Genomic DNA, 20,174 nt, shown 5'->3' on the forward strand with positions numbered 1-20,174 from the left:
TTAAATTAGCTACCTGAGTTTTTACCGGCGCCGTATAAATGTCTAATAACAAGTTACCTACTATAAAAGAAATTGCAAAAAGGCTTAATGTATCGGCCTCCACAGTTTCACGTGCCCTCCATGATCACCCGAGTATAGGCCTGGTTACTACCATGCGTGTACGCAAAGTAGCGCAGGAACTTGGCTATGAGGCCAACAAAACAGCCATTTTTTTTAAGGAGCGTAAAACATATACCATTGGTGTAATTATTCCGGATCTTTCCGAACCTTTTTTTTCAGCCGCCCTTACCGGTGTGGAAGATGCTGCCGAAGCCAGTAATTACAACGTAATTATCGGGCAGTCGCTAAATAGCTTTGAACGCGAAAAAAAGATTGTAGAAAACATGAAAGACCATCGTGTGGATGGCATGCTGGTATCACTCACAAAAGAAACCTCTACCTACGAGCACTTCGATAACCTGAAAAGATATAATATACCCGTAGTTTTTTTTGACAGGGTGCCAAGTCGAAAAGATATCAATTATGTAGCCTGTAACCTGGTATCGGGCATGCTGCAGGCCATTACAAAACTGGTTGCCATGGGGCATAAGCGCATCGGGCTGATAAACGGGCCTGCAAAGCTGGCGGCTACCTTACAAAGGCTGGAAATATATATCAAGTGTTTAAAAGAGAATGATCTGCCGGTAGATCAGGACATGATCGTATCAACCACCCTGGCAAAGGCCGATAACCTTAAAGCGATTAATAAACTTCTTTCGCTGGAACAACCTCCAACCGCCGCCATTGTATTTAATGATTATGTTCTGCTGGATTGTATATCGGCAGTTAAAACTACCGGGTTGGTTGTTAATAAGGATATCAGCTTTATCAGTTTTGCTAATCTGCCTATTTGGGAATACATGGATAGTGCGCCGCTTGCGTCTATAGAACAGTTTGCCTATAAACAATCTTCAATGGCGGCGGAGTTTCTATTTAAACTCATAAAGAACGCTGCCGACCCCGATTCTACCAACATGCCACTGCTGCAACACATCATCGACTCTGAGATGGTAGAGTATAGCATGCCAAAGCAAATATTATAGTATTCTGTATTAGGCAAATGAAATAACATTTAATTTCTTAATTGGCTAATAATAATCTGCATAAAAGCGCTCCTGCGTCATTTTACGCAAACGGTTGCGTGAAAATTGCACAAACGTTTGCGTAAACCATGCAAACGTTTGCGTGAAAGGATTTAAGTTTTTGTTTAAAAACAACGCCTTTACTTAACAATAATTTTACTCCACTTTTACAAATAGCCAACTAATGCTAACTATTTAAACTAACTCTCACAATATGATGAAAAAAGTTCTACTCATTTGTTGTTGCGTTCTAATGGTCTCTCTGCAAGCATTTTCGCAATCTTCGAGGGTGACCGGACGCGTAATGTCACTGGCAGATAATCTGCCAGTAGCCGGAGTAAGCGTTGCAGTAAAAGACCATCCCGGCAACGGCGCCATGACCGACGTAAACGGTAACTTTTCAGTAACCGTCCCGGCCGGAAAATCAACCCTAATTGTAAGTTTTGTAGGTTACACTACGCAGCAGGTAGATGTAACAGCCGGCCAAACCGGCGTGCAGGTTACACTTGCTGCAGACGTACAGCAACTAAACGATGTGGTTGTTGTAGGTTATAGCAGCAAAAAACAAAGCGAACTTACCAGCGCTGTTACCGTAGTATCATCCAACAAACTTAAGGATGTTACCGCCAACAACGTAGGTACCATGCTGCAAGGTAAGGTAGCCGGTTTACAGGTAGTAAACAGCTCTGGTGCGCCGGGCTCAACGCCCGAGATCAGGCTGCGCGGTGTATCATCGGTAAACGCAAATCAAAACCCGCTTTTTGTGGTGGATGGTATTATAGGCGGTAACTACGACCCTAACGATGTGGAAAGCGTGACCGTATTGAAAGACGCTGCATCAACAGCTCTTTACGGTTCACAGGCCAATGCGGGCGTTATTATCGTTACAACTAAAAAAGCCAAACAGGGCCAAACCAAATTCGAGGCGAAGGTTTCAGCGGGTTTCCGCACTGCCGACTTTGGTAAAATGAACCTGATGAACAGTAATGAACTGTATGATTATCAGAAAGAATTTTACCGCGATTACATTGTAGGTGCAAGTGATAACACTTATAAGATTGACCTGAACAAATTTTACGCGGAACGCCCGCTAACCCTGCGCAACCAGGATTACGACTGGGCAGGTGAATCATTCAAGGCTGCGCCGATGTATAACTTTTACCTGTCTGCGGCCGGCCGTACAGAAAAGAACGACTACTATGTAGGTTTATCTTATTACAATGAAAAAGGTACCTTTCTTAACACCAAATATGAGCGTGTGAACTTAAGGGCCAACTCAACCTACCATTTCTCAAAAAAGCTGGATATAACTAATAATATCAACATCAGCGGCTCACAAGGTAAAAGTTACGACTACATGGATGTGTACTACTCATTCCTGAACATGCCCTGGGACAATCCTTATGATACTAATGGTAACCCCATATATGTGGATGGTAATTCCACGTTCAAATGGTGGTCGCGTGATAAGATCAACCCTATCCATACGGTTAATAACTCCGATCACAGCTATAAAGGCTTCGATCTGAATTATGACCTGGGCATCAACTACCGCATTACCAGTTGGTTAACATTTGCCAGCACCAACAGGATAGCAGCTGCCTTTAATAAAGGTGTAAACTTTGTTTCGCCGCTGGCAGCCGGAACTTACCATGGTACCGGTTACCTTGACGAACTGAATACCCTTAACTACGGCATCGTATCTAACCAGTTGTTTAAATTTGATTTCCGTTTGGGCGACCACGCTATCAGCGGTTTTGCAGGTGCAGCGTTTGAAGGCGGCCAGACAGAGTACTCAGGAGCATCGGGCAAAGGCTTGCCAGAGGGTTTAAGGGTGCTTAACGTGGTATCCAGCAACCAGCTGGTAAACGGCTATCTTGATAAGGCCTTTCTGCAATCGTTACTATCGCAGGTTAACTACAACTATAAGGAAAAATATTTCCTGTCTGCCTCTTTAAGGTACGATGGCTCATCATCTTTCGCGCCAAGCAAGCAATACGGCACCTTCCCGTCGGTATCGGGTGCGTGGCTGCTTAGCAACGAAGATTTTCTTGCAGATAATAACATCATCAGCAACTTAAAGCTAAGGGCCAGTTATGGTGTAACCGGTACGCAGGATATTGGTGCATCGCGCTACCTTGGCCTGTACTCGTTAACCACGCAATACAACTCGGTAGTAGGCGCGGTACCTTACCAGTTAGAGAGCCCGAACCTTACCTGGGAAAGTAAGCACCAGGTAAACCTGGGTGCCGATATCGGTTTGTTTAAACGTGTTAATTTAACCGTCGACGTTTATCGCAACAATACCAAAAACTTGCTGCTGCAGGTATCACAACCGCTTTCTGTAGGTTTTGAAACCAAGTGGGAAAATGCCGGTAACGTAATTAATAAAGGTATCGAGGTTGGTATTAACTCAACCAACATTCAAAACAAAAACTTTGAGTGGAGCACCGATTTCAGTATCAACTTTAACAGCAACAAACTTTATGGCTTGCCATCAAGCATTGTTAAAACCAGCGGTACTTGGAGCATTTCGCAGATATACCGTAACGGTGGTAACCTTTATGAGTTTTACATGCCAAAATGGTTAGGCGTTGACGCCCAGACCGGCGCCCCTGTATGGGAAAAAGTGGTTTACGATAGCGAAGGAAAGGCAGTTGCCAGCGAAAAAACATCAGACTATGCGCAGGCAACCATACAGGAAGTAGGCTCTGCGTTACCTAAATTTCAGGGTGGCTTTAACAACAGTTTCCGTTATAAAAACCTTAACTTAAGGGTAAGTACTTACTTTAACTATGGCAACAAGGTTTACAGCAACAACCTTACCTTTATGATGAACGACGGACACGAGCCATACTACAATCAGATAAAACTACCTGATGGTGCTAAAGTATGGAGTGGCCCGGGCGATACACAGGCTACAGAGCCAAGCCCGCAAAATTCATCTAACTCAACAGCAACATCAACAAGATATTTAAGAGATGGCAGCTACTTTACTATACGTAACATAGCCTTGTCTTACACACTGCCTAAAGCATGGGCAAAACGCATAAACATGGATGGAATAAGCGTTGGCTTAACTGCCGACAATGTGGCCACTTTCTCCAACTTCCTGGGCCAGGATCCGCAAACTACCATCCAGCCAAGTACTTATGCCATGCCGGGCGTGTCCGACTTTAAGTATCCCAACAACCGCCAGTATCTGTTAACCGTTAACTTCAACTTTTAACCAGGTAGAGCCCACTAAGATTTTAATATCATGAAAAATAAAATATTTACACTTATCGCGCTTGCACTGGTTACCGCAAGCAGCTGTAAAAAGTTAGACGTTGCGCCAAGTGATGCCATAAGCACCGGTACCCTGGTAACTACTACCGACGGGCTTACCAATGCTCTGAACGGCGCCTACGCCCTTTTTAAAGATCATATTCAGTTCAATGGTACTATAGACATGAACAATATGTACCTGCGCCAGTTTTATCACCTGTCTGACTTTGCCAGCGATGATATTGTTTGCGGCCAGGTAACAACCGACCCATTGTATTATAGCTTTACCCTTGGCCACTCGCCATCTCAGGGTAATACACGTTATTTCTGGTATGTATCCTATAAGATTATTACCGGTACAAATACCGTTATCAGCGCTATTGAAAGCTCAGGTAAAACTGATGCAGCTACCAACCAGTTGCTTGGCGAGTGTTATTTTTTACGCGCGTTTTGCCACTTTAACCTGGTACGTTTATTTGGTAAGCCCTACAGCGTTGACCCTAATGCCCCGGGCATTATTCTTCGTACTAACTTAACAGACGATGCGCAGAAAGCCCGTTCGACCGTAAAAGAGGTTTATGATTCGGTAATTGCCGATGCCGAGAAAGCCGCAAGTTTAATGACACAGTCCCGTGGTGTACAGTATGCCTCACAGGAAGCTGCGTGGGCTTTGCTTGCACGCGTTAACTTATATAAAGAGGATAATGCAAAGGCTATTGAGTATGCCAACAAAGTGATCAACTCTGGTAAGTTTCAACTTTCAGACGCGGCATCTTTTAAAACTATGTTTGCCAACGCGACTACCAGCCCCGAGGTTATTTTTTGCGTAGCATTTACAACAGCCGATGACTATGGCAAATTTGGTTCAATAGCATCCATGATCTACTCGGACGGAAACTCCGGCTGGGGTGAAGAGTATGCTTCCTCATCGCTGCGCGATGCAATGTCTGCCCATCCCGAAGATGCGCGATGGTCATACATTGTACCGGCCAAAGATGGATCTGGCAACGTAACCAAAAAGAACGGAATTGAAATGTATTACATCAGCAAGTTTTCTTTCCAGAACGGTTTGCCAAATTTAAGCTCGCCAATTATGTTCAGGCTGGCAGAGATGTACCTGATACGTGCCGAGGCAGAAGCTAAAACAGGAAAAAGCGATGACGCGATCGATGACGTAAACATGATCCGCAAAAACCGCGGACTGGCATCTTCTTTATACAGCAAAACACTCCCATCAGGTAAAACTGCGCTTGATGTAGTGCTGGACGAAAAGCGCATTGAATTTGCATTTGAAGGGCACCGCACGTATGATGTGTTCCGCAATAAGCGCACGCTTGATAAAACCTACTGGGGATATCACATCACCAGCCTTAAGGAAACAGATATCGACCTGTCTAAAAAGCCAAGCGGATATCCAAACTTAACAGTGCCTTATACCAATCCAAGGATTATTTACTATCTGCCTATCGACGAGATTTTAAGTAACCCGCTTGTAACACAAAACCCGTAATAGAAATATCACTATAAAATAAACTGATATGAAAACTTTTAAAGCTTATTTGTGCCTGTTCAGCATAGTGCTTGCGGGTGTAACTGTAAGTTCATGCAATAAAGATGATTATACCCCGCAAACCGACCTGGCTTATGATGTTACCGTTGATGGCGCGGTGGCAACCTTTAAAGTTACCACCGAGGGGGTGAGCGATTACAAGTGGGATTTTGGCGATGGAACTACCTCTACAGAGAAAGCCCCAATGCATACCTATCCTGGGAAAGGTAAATATGTGCCTACGCTTACCGCATCGGTGAACGGCAAAAGCACGGAGTCGTCAACCGTTCTGCGTATCGCCAAAACCTCGCCGGTAAAAATAAATGATAATACCCTGGACGATTGGGCTACGGTGACCAATAGCATACAACTGGGCGCAGGCAAAGGAATTTTCAATGCCATTAAGTTTGATTACGATGGTAATTATATTTACGTATACGGCGAGATGACCGGTAAAAAAGCAGATGGTGTTATTTTTGATTTTTATATTGATAGTGACAATAACCCTGCAACGGGCCTTTCTACCGGTACCTTTACCGAAGGTGGCTATGATATATTGTTAGAAGGGCAATTGCTGACTGCCGGTGTTGACATATTTTATCATAACAGCCCGGACCAAACCGCATTCTCTTTTGCTCAGCAATCCATCTCTGATGCTTACCAGGTTGGTACAGTTAAGGAAGAGGGCGGTGTAGTGAAGTTTGAAATGCGTATTGCCCGTGGTAAACTAAAAGGTTTGACCGGCCAGGGAGCACGTTTTGGCATACAGGGAACCAAGAGCGATTGGTCGGTTACATTGGGTAGCGCGCCCGATGTGGGTACCTCAAGCTACTTCCTGGATATGAGCGAGTAATTAGCATAGCCAACAACCAAACACACTCAACACTAAATATACATCGGCGCTTATATGGCTAATACAGGCACTGCTCATCAGCCGGCTACAGGTGGCCGCCTTGCATCGCTTGATGTGATGCGCGGCATTATTATGATACTACTTTGCGGCGAAAGCTGTATGGTTTATGAGTCTATAAAACATGTCGACAGAAGTAAGCCGATGGGAGGGCTCATTAACCAGTTCTTCCATCATCCATGGCATGGGTTGCATTTTTGGGACCTGGTTCAGCCGGCGTTCATGTTCATGGCTGGCGTTGCCATGTATATTTCATACAGCCGCAAACTGGCCAAAGGCAGCAGCTGGAGCGATAACCTGGGGCATATCCTGTTACGCAGCCTAAAGCTGTTTATATGTGGTGTTGGTTTGCATTGTGTTTATGCAGGCAAGCCGGTGTGGGAGTTATGGAACGTGCTTACCCAGTTGTCATTTACTACCATAGTAGCATACCTCATCATCAACAGATCGTTCGCCTGGCAACTGATTTTTAGTGTGGCCCTGCTGATCCTGACCGAGGTTCTGTATCGCACCATATTGATGCCCGGTTTTGATCAACCCTTTGTCGAGTCGCACAACTTTGGCTCGTATGTGGATACATTACTGATGGGTAAGATCAATAGCGACGGCTGGGTAACTATCAACTGCATACCTACAGCAGCCCATACTATATGGGGTGTTTTAGCCGGAAAGCTGCTGATATCAGACAGATCTATAAGCTATAAGATCAAAGCCCTGATCATCGCCGGATTGATAGCCCTTGCTATAGGTTTTGGGTTGGATTGGAGCGGTATAACGCCAATAATCAAACGCATCAGCACAAGTTCATTCGCCTTTGCGTCTGCAGGATGGGTGTTGCTGATGCTGGCCTTTGTTTACTGGTTTGTTGATATCAAACAGAATAAAAAATACGCCTGGATAGCTACCGTAGTAGGCATGAATGCCATTTTTATTTACCTGTTTTTTGAAACGGTTGGCATGCAATGGGTAAATGGCGCCGTAAGTATCTTCAGCGGGCAAATGCTGCATTTGTTTTTGGGGGTACCGGCTGGTATAGCCGCCGTTGTTTCGGCGCTTACCACCTGGGTGGCAGAGTGGGGTTTATGTTACTGGCTATATAAACGGGGCATCTTTTTTAAACTTTAAAACACTAAACCAATGATAAAAAGATTTACAGGCTCTTGCTTTGCCGTTATGCTGGCTGCTGTTTTACTTTCATCGTCTTGCAAGGACAAGGAGGCCAACCTGGTAAAAATTGAAAAGGTAAACGTTACTTATACCGAGAGTAATGAGGACTTCCCCAACCCCGAGCGTGGCTTTTACCGCTACTCGGAGGTACATTCAAGCAACTATACCGTACTTAGCGCTGATGAATTAAAGGGATACCGTTCACTGCAATCTATCGAAAGCGCCAATTACCAGGTGATGAGTACGCTGCTGTTCAGATACTATGTTTTAGATGATGTGGTGAACAAGCCGATAACTTCATCATTTCTGGATAATTTGAAAAAGGATTTTCAGGCGGCGCGTGATGCCGGTGTTAAATTGATACCTCGCTTTGTATACACTGCCACTGCCAAGCCTGGTAATTGCCCCGAAGGCTTTATTTGCCCGCTTTATGGCGATGCACCTAAGAGTATTATCCTCAATCATATTGCGCAGCTAAAGCCTGTGCTGCATGAAAATGCCGACGTGATTGCCTGTGTGCAGTTGGGCTTTATAGGCGTATGGGGAGAACAATATTACAGCGATTTCTTTGGAGATGCATCAACTAATGGTAACCAGGGTAACAAACTGACCGATGCTAACTGGCGCGACAGGATAGAAGTGATAAAAGCCATGCTTGATGCCGTGCCTGCCGACAGGATGGTACAGGTGCGCTATCCGCAGATAAAACAACGTTATGTATACGGCGTAAATGCGCTGATAACCTCCGCTGCACTTACAGAAAGTATTGCATTTAATGAAACAGACATTGCCCGCTTAGGTTATCATAACGATTGCTTTTTAGCCAGCAGTAATGATTTTGGTACCTATGAGGATTACGGCAACAGCTCTACTCCCCGCACATCGGACGGTGTGGTGCTAAATACCTTAAAAGATTATTTTAAAGCCGACAGCAAATTTGTTGTAGTGGGAGGCGAAACCTGCTCGGATGATTACAGCCCGGCTAATGATTGCGAACCGGGCGGTAAGGCACAAGCCGAGTTTTCTTCGCTGCATTACAGCTTTATAAACGCGCATTATAATACTGCAGTAAACAACGACTGGCAGGATGGCGGCTGTATGGATAACATTAAACGCAACCTGGGCTACCGTTTTGTGCTGCAAAGTGCCGTACTGCCTGATAATGTGGTACGCGGCACCAATATGGATATCACCCTTAACATCAAAAATAAAGGGTATGCGTCGCCATACAACAAACGCCCGGTAAAGCTGCTGTTACGCAACAAAGCCAGTGGCGAGGTGAAATCTATCGACCTGGCTACCGACGTACGCAAATGGTACAGCGGGGATGTAAAGGTTACTGAAACGGTTGCTATTCCGTCTGATCTTGCCGCCGGCGAATACGAAATGTTGCTGAACCTGCCCGATGCTTATGCCAGCATTGCCGCTAAGCCTGAATTCAGCATCCGCCTGGCCAATAATGATGTTTGGGAAGCAGCTACAGGCTACAACAAATTAAACCACACCATAAAAGTTAACTGATTGCTGCTGTAATGCGTTATACTGCCAAAACAAGATTATTACTTACCCTACTGATATGCACGGTAACCGTGCAACTGCGCGCGCAAACCAGTATTACGGTTAAACCCGGCGAAAAATGGTTTGGCGGCGCAGTTAACGATGCCCATTTGATGCCGTTTAAAGAAGGATACAACCTTAATATGTACGGCGATACGCGTGGCAACCAGGCAGCACCTTTGTTGCTGTCAACAACAGGGCGGTTTATCTGGAGCGAGGAGCCGTTTAAGTTTGCTTTTGAGAACAACAAGCTGGTTATAACTGAAACAAGCGCCGCACTGATTATTGATTCTGCAGGTAAGACCCTTCAGCAAGCTTTCAAGAACGCGGCAAAGCGCTTTTTCCCATCAAAAAATATGCTGCCGGATACTTTGCTTTTCAGCAGGCCGCAGTATAATACCTGGATAGAACTGGTTTATAACCAAAACCAGAAGGACATACTGAATTATGCCCGGTCAATAATTGATAACGGTTTCCCACCAGGAGTGATTATGATTGATGATAACTGGGCCGACTACTACGGCCGGTTTGATTTCCGTGCCGACCGCTTTACTAACGCTGCAGCCATGATAGATACGCTGCATAACATGGGCTTTAAAGTGATGCTATGGATCAGCCCGTTTGTTTCACCGGATACAGAGGTATACAGGGAATTGCTTGCCAAACGTTTGCTGCTGTTTGATAACAGTGGCGATGCTAACAAGTCCTGGGATAAAGCAGATAAACCGGTCATCATTTCCTGGTGGAACGGTTACAGCTCCGTGCTTGATTTTACCAATCCCGAAGCAAAGGCCTGGTTCCAGGGCAGGTTGGATCACATGGTAAAAACCTATCATCTGGATGGCTTTAAGTTTGACGCCGGTGATGCCGATTTTTATCCGGCTAATGCCCTTTCATTTAAAAAAGCAACGCCTAACGAGCATAGCCGCCTTTGGGGAGAAATAGGGTTAAATTATCCGCTTAACGAATATCGTGCGATGTGGAAAATGGGCGGCGAACCATTGGTAGAGCGCCTCCGCGATAAACAACACAGCTGGACAGACCTGCAAAAGCTGATACCTCACCTTACTACTGCCGGGTTATTAGGTTACCAGTTTACCTGCCCCGATATGATAGGTGGCGGCGAGTTCGGCTCCTTCATCGGGCGCGATAGGCTTGATGAGGAACTGGTAGTGCGTTCGGCGCAATGCTCGGCCTTGATGCCCATGATGCAATTCTCGGTAGCGCCGTGGCGTGTGCTATCCAAACAAAACCTTACCGCAGTTAAAAAGGCGGTGGATATAAGGGCAAAATACACGCCATATATTATGCAACTGGTTAAGCTCTCCGCAAAAACAGGTGAGCCTATTGCCCGCAGCATGGAGTACCAGTATCCCAACCAGGGCTACACCGATGTAAAAGGGCAGTTTATGCTGGGCGACAGATACCTGGTAGCGCCTATGATAGCAAAGACAGGCAAAAAAACCGTCTACCTGCCAAAGGGAACCTGGAAGAACGATTTGGGTAAGCAGGTGAAAGGCCCTGCTAAAATAGAGATGGAAGTGGCTGCCGACAGGTTGCCGGTGTTTGAGTTAGTAAAAAATTAAAAAATCGAAATAGTGCAAAATTCTAAAAATATAGCCGAGGTTGTATCGCACTTCAACTGTACTGCCAATCCTGAGTCGTACAAACCGTATGGGTCAGGGCATATCAATGATACTTTTTTTGTAAAAAGCACATCGGCCAGTGGCCCCGATTATCTTTTGCAGCGCATTAACCACCGCATATTTACCAATGTTGAAAAGCTTACGGAGAATATGCAGCGTGTAACCAGTCACCTGCAGGCTAAGGTGAAACAAGAAGGCGGGGATGTATTAAAAGAAGTGATGACCTTGCTGCCTGCTACCGATGGTAAATTTTTTTATCAGGATAGCGAAGGCAGTTACTGGCGCATGTTTTATTTCCTTGGCGATACCAAAAGTTACGATGTGGTTGAAACCCCAAAGCAGGCTTATGAAGGCGGAAAAGCTTTCGGCAGGTTTCAGGCTATGCTGGCGGATATACCGGCCGGTGAAATGTTCGAGGTGATCCCCAACTTTCACAACATACAAAAACGCCTGCAGCACTTGCAGGATGCAATTGCTAAAGACGCTTTTGGCAGAGTGGCATCTGTTGCAGCCGAACTGGATATCGTAAATAAATACGCAGCCTCTATGCAGTACTTTCAGCAGCCTGAAAACGTAGCTGTACTGCCCATAAGGGTTACTCATAACGATACCAAGTTCAACAATGTATTGCTGAACAGTGACGATGAGGCGCAATGTGTTATCGATTTGGAAACCGTAATGGATGGTTATGTGGCCTACGATTTTGGCGATGCAATACGCACCATTATCAATACCACTACCGAAGATGAGGCGGATCTGAGTAAGATACAACTGAATATGCCGCTTTTTGAAGCGTATGTGAAAGGCTATCTGAAAGAAGCATCACAGTTTTTGATGGACGCGGAAGTCAACTCATTAATGAAAGGTGTGCTCTTACTGCCCTACATGCAGGCAGTACGGTTTTTAACAGATCATATTAACGGGGATACTTACTTTAAAATAAAGTTTGAAGGCCACAACCTGCAACGTGCAAGGGCGCAGTTTCAACTGGTGAAAATGCTTGATGCCAATGCTGGTGCCATGCAGCAGATTATCCTTAATGAAATGGACAGCTATAAAACGGCGCAGTACTGATGGAGGCTGATTCTATACCATATCTTCATTCGCGCAGCCTGCTTACAGCAGAGGATGCCGCTGCCATTTTGGATAATTGCGAGCGCAGCGAATTAGCCTTCGCGCCATGGCATACTACGGGTAACCGCCCGTATGCATCTTTTAGCATTGCCTATAGTAATGATGCTATCTATCTTAAATATTACGTTACAGAGGATGCTTTACGGGCACAATACAGTAAATTTAACGACCCGGTTTTTGAAGATAGCTGTGTAGAGTTCTTTATTGCTTTTAATGACGATGCGCAGTATTATAACCTTGAGTTTAATTGCATGGGTACAAGCAGGGTTCAGTATGGTGCGCATAAAACCGGCCGTATTTTTATACCCGCCGCTTTGTTAAAAAACATCAAACATCAAACCCTTATAAAAAGCAAAGTGCCGGGTAATGTACAGTGGGAGCTTACTTTATGTATACCTAAACAGGTATTTATGTACCATCCGGCTTTATCTTTCGCTCATAGCAGGGCAAGGGTAAATTTTTACAAGTGCGGCGATGGTTTACCGGTGCCGCATTTTCTATGCTGGAATAATATAAAGGCTGATGTGCCGGAGTTTCACCTGAGCCAGTTTTTCAGGGATGTAACTTTTGGTAAACAACTGATCAATAACGATAAAAATTAGAGATATGACGGATGCGACGACAGTAACTGCAGGTAAAAAAGGCCTAAGCCCGATATTTATTATCGGCATGCTTTTCTTCATTTTCGGTTTTATTACCTGGCTTAATTCAGTTTTAATACCCTATCTTAAACTGGCCTGCGAGCTTAATAATGTCGAAGCCTACCTGGTTACCACTGCATTTTACATATCCTACTTTGTATTGGCAATACCATCGGCTCGTATTTTAAATGCAACGGGTTTCAAAAAAGGCATGTCGGTAGGGTTGGCGGTTATTGCTGTTGGGGCTCTGATCTTTATCCCTGCGGCGCTTACCCGGTTCTATGGCTTGTTCCTGCTGGGGCTGTTCATCCAGGGCTCTGGTTTGGCATTGCTGCAAACGGCATCTAATCCATATATCACTATCCTGGGCCCGCCAGAAAGTGCCGCGCAGCGTATCAGCATTATGGGTATCTGTAATAAAGTTGCCGGTGCCTTAGCGCCAATCATATTAGGGGCCATTGCTTTAAAAGATGCCGATGGCCTTAAAGCACGAATAGCTACCATGGCAACAGCGGCTAAAAACGCCGAATTGAATGAACTGGCATCAAGAGTAATTATTCCGTACATTGTGATTTTTGCTGTGCTGATTATCCTGGCCATTGTTATTTATTACTCCAGCCTGCCCGAGGTTGATACCGACCAGGAAGATGAAAGCACTGCGATCAGTAACACCGGTAAAAGCAGCATATTCCATTTTCCGCATTTACTGTTAGGGGTAATTACCCTTTTCTTTTATGTTGGTGTTGAAGTTATAGCCGGCGATACTATTATTAACTATGCCAATACACAAGGTATCCCTTTAGAAACGGCAAAATTCTTCACCGCCTGTACCCTGGCTTGTATGCTTGTGGGTTATGGCATTGGTATAGTGTGCATACCTAAGTATTTCTCACAGCAAACCGCCATGAAACTTTCGGCCGGTTTAGGGTTGGTTCTTTCTGTGTTGGTGATACTAACTACGGGCTATATTTCTGTGCTGTGCGTTGCGTTGCTCGGCCTGGCAAACTCGTTGGTATGGCCGGCTATATGGCCTATGGCATTGGCCGGTTTAGGCCGTTTTACAAAAATTGGCTCGTCATTGCTCATCATGGGCATAGCGGGCGGGGCAATAGTACCACTTGGCTACGGTGCCCTGGCCGATGCACTTAACCCCACCCACGCTTATATCATACTGATACCCTCATATTTAATCATACTGTACTATGCTTTTGCCGGCCATAAAGCAGGCAGGCCAAAGCTTAAATTAACCGAACAATTATAATCATCAATAAATAAAACGTGAAAATTATGGATCGCAGAGAGTTTGTTAAGAATACCGCTGTAGGACTTGCAGGACTAACCATTTTGCCCTCAGGGTCATTATTTGCAAAAAATGCTGATAAAGTAAGATTAGGTTATATAGGCGTTGGCTTACGTGGCCGTAACCATATTGGCGAGGGTTTGCTTCGCGATGATGTAGAAATTGTGGCGATTTGCGATATACAGGAAAGCTCGCTGAAATTTTGCCGCGAGCAATTTGTAAAAGCAAAAAAGAAACTGCCTGCCGAGTATACCGGTGGTTTGGATGCCTACAAAAAACTCCTTGCGCGTAAGGATATTGATGGGGTTATAATTGCTACGCCGTGGCAGTTTCATAAAGACCAGGCCATAGATGCCATGCGCGCCGGTAAGTATGTTGGTTGCGAAGTTATTGCCGGCATAACTGAGCAGGACCATTGGGATATATTAAAGGCACACGAAGAAACAAAAATGCCTTACATGACGCTGGAGAACGTTTGCTACCGCCGTGATGTAATGGCTGTTTTAAATATGGTACGCCAAAACTTGTTTGGAGAACTGGTGCACCTGGAAGGCGGCTACCAGCATGACCTGCGCGGCATTTTATTTAATGACGGCAAAAGTTTTTATGGCAAAGGCGGCGAGTATGGCCCTAATACCATGGGCGAGTCGCAATGGCGTACACAATGGAACATCGATCGGGATGGCGACATTTACCCAACACACGGCGCCGGCCCGGTAATGAATTACGCCAATATCAACCGGGGCAACCGTTTTACTAATCTTGTATCATTCTCAACAAAATCAGTTGGTCTTAACGCGTACATCAACAAAGTATCTCCGGGGAATAAAAACGCAAATATCAAGTTCAAAAACGGTGACGTTACCACCACCATGATCAACTGTGCAAATGGCGAAACGGTTATGCTGAGCCACGATGTGCATTTGCCACGCCCGTATTCTTTAGCCTTCAGGGTGCAGGGTACCGAAGGTATCTGGATGGATGTAGCCAATTCGATATACATTGAAGGGAAATCGGCCAAAGAGGATGTATGGGATAAAGCGGATGCCTGGCTGGAAAAATACGACCACCCACTTTGGAAAAAGTATGAACACCTTGCAGAAGGCGCGGGCCACGGGGGGATGGACTGGTTTGTATTCAATGCTTTTGTACAAGCCGTTAAACAGCGTAAGCAAACGCCTATTGATGTATACGACTCGTTAACCATGAGTGTAATTACGCCGTTGTCAGAAAAATCTCTTAAAGAAGGAAACGCGCCTCAGGAGTTTCCTGATTTTACCAGGGGAAAATGGAAAGAACGTAAAAACACTTTTGCTTTAGACGACAGCGGCTTTTAAGAAACAGATACATCATGAAAACAAAAGTTTTAGTAACCGGTGGACTTGGTTATATAGGTTCCCACACGGTAGTGGCATTGCTGCGCGCAAATTATGAGCCAGTTATTATAGATAACCTGGATAATTCAAGGATCGGGATATTGCAGCAGATAGAAAAAATCACCGGAGTAAGTCCAGAGTTTCATTATATCGATCTGTGTAACGAAGCGCAGCTTGCGGATCTGATAACTAATGATGAAAGCATACACAACATCATTCATTTTGCCGCGCATAAAGCTGTAGGCGAATCGGTTGCCGAGCCATTAAAATATTATCGCAATAACTTTAATTCACTCTTCAGCATCCTTAAAGCTTTTGAAGGGAAAAAGATGAACCTGGTATTTTCATCATCATGCACGGTATATGGCCAGCCGGACGAACTGCCGGTAAGTGAAGTCGCGCAGGTAAAAAAAGCCGAATCGCCTTATGGTAATACCAAACAGGTAGCCGAAGAGATATTGCAGGATGTTGCAACAGCCGACAAGCTTAAAAATATCATCTCCTTAAGATACTTTAATCCGGTTGGCGCGCATGAGTCGGCCCTGATAGGTGAGCTGCCATCAGGCGTACCCCAAAATTTAGTGCCATTTGTTACCCAAAGCGCTGCCGGTAAACGTGGCCCCATCACCGTTTTTGGTAATGATTATGATACCCCCGATGGTAGTTGCATACGTGATTATATACACGTTGTTGACCTTGCCGAAGCGCATATAGCCGCCTTGCAACTGCTGGAAAAAGGAAATGCTGAGGGTAATTACGATGTATTTAATGTAGGCACAGGAAATGGCTATTCGGTACTGGAGTTGATTAATGCCTTTGAAACCACTACCGGTGTAAAACTGAATTACCAGATTGGCCCCCGCAGGGCAGGAGATATAGTAAAGGTATGGGGCGACGTAACCAAATCGCGGGAGAAGCTGGGCTGGCAGGCGCGCCTGGGCATTGAAGAAATGATGCGCTCTGCATGGGCGTGGGAACAATATTTACAAACTAACCAGATAAACTAAAATGCTGCTTAATTTATTAGAGGAAACCCGTTACGAAAAAGTACCTGTACAAATTTACGCCAACGATAGCGAGGCAAGTTTTGATATTGCTAAACGCATAGCCACCATCATCAAACAAAAACAAGCCGAGGGCAGGCAGGCCGTGTTGGGTTTGGCAACAGGCGTATCGCCTATTAAAGTTTATAAAGAATTGATAAGGCTGCATAAAGAGGAAGGCTTGAGCTTTAAAAATGTGGTGACCTTTAACCTCGACGAATATTACCCCATACAACCTGATGCCGAACAAAGCTATGTGCGGTTCATGAAAGAGCAGTTGTTTGATCATGTGGATATAGATATGGCCAACGTACATATACCAGACGGTACGCTGCCCGAAAATGAGATCACGGCCTTCTGCCTCGATTATGAACAAAAGATCAACAGCTATGGTGGTATAGATGTACAGATACTGGGTATCGGCCGTACCGGTCATATCGGGTTCAACGAGCCGGGTTCGGCGCCAAACTCGGGCACCCGCCTGGTTACCTTGAATGATCTTACCCGCCGCGATGCTTCCAAAGATTTTGGCAGCAAGGAAAATGTGCCTACAAAAGCCATTACCATGGGTATTGGTACTATCTTTAAAGCCCGGGAAATCATCCTGATGGCCTGGAGTGAAAAGAAGGCATCCATCATAAAAAAAGCGGTAGAGGGTAACATTACATCTGATGTGCCTGCCACTTACCTGCAAACATCGCAGAACGCAACTTTCTATATCGATCAGGGTGCCTCTGTAGAACTTACCCGCTTTGATACACCCTGGCTGGTAAAAGATTGTGTTTGGGATGATACGCTGATCAAAAAGGCGGTTATATGGCTGGCCAAAACCGTAAGTAAACCCATATTAAAACTTACCGAAAGCGACTATAACAACAACGGCATGTCGCAACTGGCTACAGAGTTTGGCCCGGTTTATAATATCAATATCAGCATTTTTAACAAGATACAGCATACCATTACCGGCTGGCCGGGAGGTAAATTCGGAGCAGACGATAGTCAGCGGCCCGAACGCGCAGAACCTGCCGTTAAACGGTCCATTGTATTTTCGCCCCACCCGGACGATGATGTCATATCAATGGGCGGTACCTTTATCCGCCTGGCCGACCAGGGGCACGAGGTACATGTAGCTTATCAAACATCGGGCAATACTGCCGTATGGGATGATGAAGTGCTGCGGTATGTAGAGTTTGCTATGGACTTTGCCCGCTCACAATCGCAGGATGCGGCTTACCTTGAAAACTTATATTCGAGCATGACCGAGTTTTTGCGAACCAAGCAGCCCAACCAAAGCGATACCGAAGCCATCCGGACAGTAAAAGGGCTGATACGTAAGGGCGAGGCAATTGCAGGTGCAAGGCTGGCCGGTTTAAAAGATCAGCGTATACACTTCATGGATCTGCCTTTTTACGACCGTACCAAGTTTCAAAAAAACGTATCGTTTGAAGACGATATACAACAAACCATGCAGTTGCTGCGGGATATCAGGCCGCACCAGATATTTACCGCGGGAGATTTTGCCGACCCGCACGGAACACATAAGGTATGCTTCGAGATAATTTTGGAGGCTTTTACCCGCCTGCGCAATTTAGGGGAGCAGTGGACAAACGATTGCTGGATATGGCTGTACCGGGGCGCATGGCACGAGTTTGAGATACATGAAATTGAGATGGCCGTACCCTTGTCGCCACAGGAAGTGGAGCGTAAAAGGCTGGCAATATTTAAACATCAGTCACAAAAAGATGTGCCGGTGTTCCCGGGGGACGATGCACGGGAGTTCTGGGTGCGCGCCGAGCACCGCACACAGGAAACCGCCCGCCTTTACAACCAGCTTGGCCTGGCTGAATACGAGGCCATAGAAGCCTTTGTAAGATGGAAATTTTGATTAAAAGTTAACCCGGCTTTGCCGGGTTTTTACTTATAAGTATATTGCTTTATCAATTAGTAAACTCATGGCTTTAAAAAGACGTTCATTCATCAAGCGTACGCTTTTAGCTGGCGCAGGTGCGGGTATAATGCCTGCTGTACTACAGGCAGGAAACAAAGCAGACCGGCAACATGCGCAGCCGTTTCAACCGCCTGCATTGGCTGCCAATGCTAAAAAGGTGATTGTTGCAGGGGCTGGCATCACCGGCTTGTGCTGCGCGTATGAGTTGATGAAGGCGGGCCATGAAGTTATTGTTCTGGAAGCATCCGGCAGGTACGGCGGCCACATTTTTACCGGCCGCGATGGGCTGTCTGACGGGCTTTACGCAGATTACGGTGCAGACCATATCACCAAGCCTGGTTACGAGCGTTTTTTTGATTATGTGCAGGAGTTTGGCTTAAAAGCAATACAATACCCCAATGCCGAAGGTTCTGAAGATTCAACCAACGGGCATATACTTAAAATGATAGGTGGTAAGTTTTACACCGAAGACATGCTTAAGGACCCGGCAGTGCTCACAAAATTTGGCTTTAACGACAGGGAGGTAAAATTTTTGTCGCAAAACCCATCGTATGCATTAAGCTCTTTATACATCAAGCCCTACCTGTCAAAATTCAAAGACCCTTATCAACCTTTTGGTGTAGGCTTGGATGATTATGATAAAATCTCTGCTGCTGATCTGTTAAAAAAAGAAGGCGCATCTGCCGCGGCCCTTAACTGGCTTGGCGGTAATGGCACATCAGCCTTGTATTATTTATGGCGGGCCTACATCATGCAGCAGCGGGGCATTCCCGCGTCAGAAGGGGAAACTTTTCACTTGAAAGATGGTAACGAGCAACTGCCGATAGCCTTTGCAAAGCGCCTTGGTGCCAGGCTTAAGTTAAATCACCCCATAACGGCAATTGAGCAGAACGCAAACGGTGTTAAAGTGAAATATAAAGCCTTTGGATACGATGAAGAGAAGGAAATGGCTGCAGATATATTGGTAAATTGTATTACCCTGCCCATCTTTAAAAACATCCCCGTAACGCCGCCATTGTCGGCAGCTAAGCAGTACGTGGTAGACAATATGGCTTATTCTTCTCATCCTTTTTATGTGTTTGAAGCAGCAACAAGGTTTTGGCTTGAGGATGGTTTTAAAAGCATCAATATGCAGTTTGAGCATCCGGATATATCGTCTGTATGGGAGGAAACCAATGAGGTTGACAGCAAACGAATAGTGCTGAAAGCATATGGCCCTGGTGGCTTATCGCCTCAGCGTGTGCTGGCTGCTTTCAGGGAAGTATACCCCGGTAAGCACGATACCATAGAGCAGGCCTTAACTAAAGACTGGACAAAGGATAAATACGCCCCGGCCTGCGAAATGGAACCTTTCCCGATAGGGGAGATGCACAAATTCTGGCCGCAGCTAATGCAGCCCGATGGGCGGATTTATTTCGCAGGCACTTATGCAGACAATATGAGCCGCGGGATGGAGTCATGCATCAGATCGGCGCAAAGGGTAGCAAAAGAAATTGATAAGTTATAGATCTGAAA

14 protein-coding genes are annotated in these 20,174 nt (G+C 45.5%); all 14 read left to right on the forward strand.

Going from position 1 to position 20,174, the window contains the following annotated elements; all coding sequences use genetic code 11:
- Positions 1-38 precede the first annotated feature (38 nt).
- Complete coding sequence (locus tag ACFQZX_RS14755) at positions 39-1,082, forward strand: LacI family DNA-binding transcriptional regulator (RefSeq protein ID WP_377116733.1); 1,044 nt, start codon at positions 39-41, stop codon at positions 1,080-1,082.
- 328 nt (positions 1,083-1,410) lie between these two features.
- Positions 1,411-4,350 carry a SusC/RagA family TonB-linked outer membrane protein gene (locus ACFQZX_RS14760; protein ID WP_377116735.1) on the forward strand — a complete coding sequence of 980 codons (2,940 nt, stop codon included), beginning with the start codon at positions 1,411-1,413 and terminating at the stop codon, positions 4,348-4,350.
- Between the two features lie 30 nt (positions 4,351-4,380).
- The gene (locus tag ACFQZX_RS14765; RefSeq protein WP_377116737.1) at positions 4,381-5,898 is read left to right on the forward strand and encodes a RagB/SusD family nutrient uptake outer membrane protein; all 1,518 of its coding nucleotides are present in this window, start codon (positions 4,381-4,383) and stop codon (positions 5,896-5,898) included.
- A 28-nt stretch (positions 5,899-5,926) separates the two neighbouring features.
- Complete coding sequence (locus ACFQZX_RS14770) at positions 5,927-6,790, forward strand: PKD domain-containing protein (RefSeq protein WP_377116739.1); 864 nt, start codon at positions 5,927-5,929, stop codon at positions 6,788-6,790.
- Positions 6,791-6,844: 54 nt separating this feature from the next.
- Positions 6,845-7,972: an acyltransferase family protein gene (locus ACFQZX_RS14775; RefSeq protein WP_377116741.1), complete on the forward strand. Its 1,128-nt coding sequence runs from the start codon at positions 6,845-6,847 to the stop codon at positions 7,970-7,972.
- A 12-nt stretch (positions 7,973-7,984) separates the two neighbouring features.
- Positions 7,985-9,535 (forward strand): DUF4832 domain-containing protein, encoded by a 1,551-nt coding sequence (locus tag ACFQZX_RS14780; RefSeq protein ID WP_377116743.1) that lies wholly within the window; start codon positions 7,985-7,987, stop codon positions 9,533-9,535.
- An 11-nt stretch (positions 9,536-9,546) separates the two neighbouring features.
- Positions 9,547-11,157 (forward strand): glycoside hydrolase family 31 protein, encoded by a 1,611-nt coding sequence (locus ACFQZX_RS14785; protein ID WP_377116745.1) that lies wholly within the window; start codon positions 9,547-9,549, stop codon positions 11,155-11,157.
- A 12-nt stretch (positions 11,158-11,169) separates the two neighbouring features.
- A complete protein-coding gene (locus tag ACFQZX_RS14790) occupies positions 11,170-12,291 on the forward strand; it encodes a phosphotransferase enzyme family protein (protein WP_377116747.1) in 1,122 nt (373 codons plus the stop codon).
- Positions 12,291-12,953 carry a carbohydrate-binding family 9-like protein gene (locus tag ACFQZX_RS14795; protein WP_377116749.1) on the forward strand — a complete coding sequence of 221 codons (663 nt, stop codon included), beginning with the start codon at positions 12,291-12,293 and terminating at the stop codon, positions 12,951-12,953. Before ACFQZX_RS14790 ends, ACFQZX_RS14795 begins: the two co-directional genes overlap by 1 nt.
- 4 nt (positions 12,954-12,957) lie before the next feature.
- Positions 12,958-14,253, forward strand: a complete 1,296-nt coding sequence (locus tag ACFQZX_RS14800) for a sugar MFS transporter (RefSeq protein WP_377116751.1) — start codon at positions 12,958-12,960, stop codon at positions 14,251-14,253.
- 26 nt (positions 14,254-14,279) lie between these two features.
- Positions 14,280-15,629, forward strand: coding sequence for a Gfo/Idh/MocA family protein (locus ACFQZX_RS14805; RefSeq protein WP_377116753.1), 1,350 nt, complete (start codon positions 14,280-14,282; stop codon positions 15,627-15,629).
- Positions 15,630-15,643: 14 nt separating this feature from the next.
- Positions 15,644-16,675 carry a UDP-glucose 4-epimerase GalE gene (gene galE, locus ACFQZX_RS14810; RefSeq protein WP_377116754.1) on the forward strand — a complete coding sequence of 344 codons (1,032 nt, stop codon included), beginning with the start codon at positions 15,644-15,646 and terminating at the stop codon, positions 16,673-16,675.
- Position 16,676: 1 nt separating this feature from the next.
- A complete protein-coding gene (gene nagB, locus ACFQZX_RS14815; RefSeq protein ID WP_377116756.1) occupies positions 16,677-18,596 on the forward strand; it encodes a glucosamine-6-phosphate deaminase in 1,920 nt (639 codons plus the stop codon).
- 67 nt (positions 18,597-18,663) lie between these two features.
- Positions 18,664-20,166 (forward strand): flavin monoamine oxidase family protein, encoded by a 1,503-nt coding sequence (locus ACFQZX_RS14820; RefSeq protein WP_377116758.1) that lies wholly within the window; start codon positions 18,664-18,666, stop codon positions 20,164-20,166.
- The last annotated feature ends 8 nt before the right edge of the window (positions 20,167-20,174 follow it).

Source organism: Mucilaginibacter litoreus, assembly GCF_042676805.1.
GTDB lineage: Bacteria > Bacteroidota > Bacteroidia > Sphingobacteriales > Sphingobacteriaceae > Mucilaginibacter > Mucilaginibacter litoreus.

Excerpts from the sequence above, each read along its gene's own strand:
- ACFQZX_RS14765 (WP_377116737.1), top strand. The coding sequence starts at position 4,381 with ATGAAAAATAAAATATTTACACTTATCGCGCTTGCACTGGTTACCGCA.
- ACFQZX_RS14795 (WP_377116749.1), top strand. The coding sequence starts at position 12,291 with ATGGAGGCTGATTCTATACCATATCTTCATTCGCGCAGCCTGCTTACA.
- nagB (WP_377116756.1), top strand. The coding sequence starts at position 16,677 with ATGCTGCTTAATTTATTAGAGGAAACCCGTTACGAAAAAGTACCTGTA.
- ACFQZX_RS14805 (WP_377116753.1), top strand. The coding sequence starts at position 14,280 with ATGGATCGCAGAGAGTTTGTTAAGAATACCGCTGTAGGACTTGCAGGA.
- galE (WP_377116754.1), top strand. The coding sequence starts at position 15,644 with ATGAAAACAAAAGTTTTAGTAACCGGTGGACTTGGTTATATAGGTTCC.
- ACFQZX_RS14755 (WP_377116733.1), top strand. The coding sequence starts at position 39 with ATGTCTAATAACAAGTTACCTACTATAAAAGAAATTGCAAAAAGGCTT.
- ACFQZX_RS14785 (WP_377116745.1), top strand. The coding sequence starts at position 9,547 with ATGCGTTATACTGCCAAAACAAGATTATTACTTACCCTACTGATATGC.
- ACFQZX_RS14780 (WP_377116743.1), top strand. The coding sequence starts at position 7,985 with ATGATAAAAAGATTTACAGGCTCTTGCTTTGCCGTTATGCTGGCTGCT.
- ACFQZX_RS14800 (WP_377116751.1), top strand. The coding sequence starts at position 12,958 with ATGACGGATGCGACGACAGTAACTGCAGGTAAAAAAGGCCTAAGCCCG.
- ACFQZX_RS14770 (WP_377116739.1), top strand. The coding sequence starts at position 5,927 with ATGAAAACTTTTAAAGCTTATTTGTGCCTGTTCAGCATAGTGCTTGCG.
- ACFQZX_RS14775 (WP_377116741.1), top strand. The coding sequence starts at position 6,845 with ATGGCTAATACAGGCACTGCTCATCAGCCGGCTACAGGTGGCCGCCTT.
- ACFQZX_RS14820 (WP_377116758.1), top strand. The coding sequence starts at position 18,664 with ATGGCTTTAAAAAGACGTTCATTCATCAAGCGTACGCTTTTAGCTGGC.